Source organism: Streptococcus thoraltensis DSM 12221, from assembly GCF_000380145.1.
Taxonomy (GTDB): domain Bacteria; phylum Bacillota; class Bacilli; order Lactobacillales; family Streptococcaceae; genus Streptococcus; species Streptococcus thoraltensis.
Window position 1 is genome coordinate 1 of sequence record NZ_KB904627.1, and the last position, 1,614, is coordinate 1,614.

Sequence of the window (1,614 nt, forward strand, 5' to 3'; positions counted from 1 at the left end):
GAGCCCACTGAAAAAGTCATCGTTTGATGGCTTTTTTTGCTATACTAAAGTTGAGGTGATGATATGCTTGATAATCAGTTGACTTTAGATGTTAGTCCCTATTCTACTCTGTATGATATTGTTGTTCCTAAAACTCATTTTTTACGGCAGCTAACGGAACTCTGTGATTTTAGCTTTATTTATGATGAGCTGGAAAAGAATTATCAACCTGACTTCGGACGTCGTGCCTACTCTCCTATCATGATGTTCAAGTATCTCTTACTAAAAGATATTTACAAGTTGTCCGATGTAGATGTGGTGGAGCGCTCCTTTTCTGATATGGCCTTCAAATACTTCCTTGGTCTAGCTCCCGAAGCCCCTGTTATTGAACCGTCTTCATTGACAAAATTTCGAAAACTTCGAATTAAAGACGAACGCTTACTCGATTTCCTCATCGCTAAATCTGTTCAGATTGCAATAGAACTTGGCTTGATTAAAAGCAATATTCTCATTGTAGATGCGACTCATACCAAAGCTCATTACAATCACAAAAACCCCCAAGAAGTCCTCCGAGAACGCTCAAAAGCCTTGCGTAAAACGATTTACCAGTGTTCGGAAGATCTTAAAACAGCATTTCCTCGTAAGCCCCAGGAAGATACTCTAGTAGCTGAATTAAGATATACACAAGAATTAATATCAATCATCGAGAAACATGACGAATTGACTGGAATACCAGCTGTTTCACACAAACTTAATTACCTCAAAGAAGCTGTGGAGGATGACTTTGAGCACTTGGAAGCTTCTGTCAAAGAAGAAGCAAGAATTGGTCATAAGTCAGCGGATAGTTCCTTTTACGGGTATAAAGAGCATCTTGCCATGACAGATGAGCGGATTATCACAGCCTGTATTGTGACGTCTGGCGAAAAAAGTGATGGTCCTGTTTTAGAAGAGTTGTATCAAAAATCTAAGGAGAATGGTGTAACAATCGAAGCTATTGTTGGGGATAAGGCCTATTCTGGGAAGGATAATATTCAATTTACCAAAAAAGAACAGGTGCATTTAGTTGCTAGGCTACATCCAGCTGTTTCAAGAGGTTTCCGCAAAAAGGAAGAAGAGTTTGTCTATAACAAGGATGCAGGTCTTTTTGTTTGTCCAGAAGGGCATATGGCGATAAGGAAGGCAAGAACAGGGAGAACGACGGGGAAATATAATCCTCAGGAAACCCACTATTTTGACATTAATCACTGTCAAACCTGCCCTACAAAAGTGGGTTGTTATAAAGAAGGGGCTAAGTCTAAGACTTATTCGATAACCCTTAAGAGCGATGAACATCTTTTTCAGAAGAGGTTTCAGGAAACATCCTATTTTAAAGAAAAGTCTAAACATCGCTACAAGATAGAAGCTAAAAATGCGGAGCTTAAACACAGACATGGTCTTGATGTGGCTAGGGCATCAGGTCTTTTCAACATGGAGTTGCAAGCCGCCACAACCATATTTGTGGTTAATATGAAAAGGATTGTGGCTCTAATAAATCAAAAATAAGGAAAAGCAAAGAGGAATCTCCCCAATTATGAGATAGATTCCTCTTTTTTCATTTCAGTCAAACTGTAGAACTTTGACTTTTTCAGTGGGCTC

1 protein-coding gene is annotated in these 1,614 nt (G+C 39.2%); it reads left to right on the forward strand.

Going from position 1 to position 1,614, the window contains the following annotated elements; genetic code table 11:
- Positions 1-63 precede the first annotated feature (63 nt).
- Positions 64-1,521, forward strand: a complete 1,458-nt coding sequence (locus A3IA_RS0108955; protein WP_018380982.1) for an IS1182 family transposase — start codon at positions 64-66, stop codon at positions 1,519-1,521.
- Positions 1,522-1,614 lie beyond the last annotated feature (93 nt).

Bases quoted from the DNA above. Each gene is read 5' to 3' on its own strand.
- A3IA_RS0108955 (WP_018380982.1), top strand. From the start codon at position 64: ATGCTTGATAATCAGTTGACTTTAGATGTTAGTCCCTATTCTACTCTG.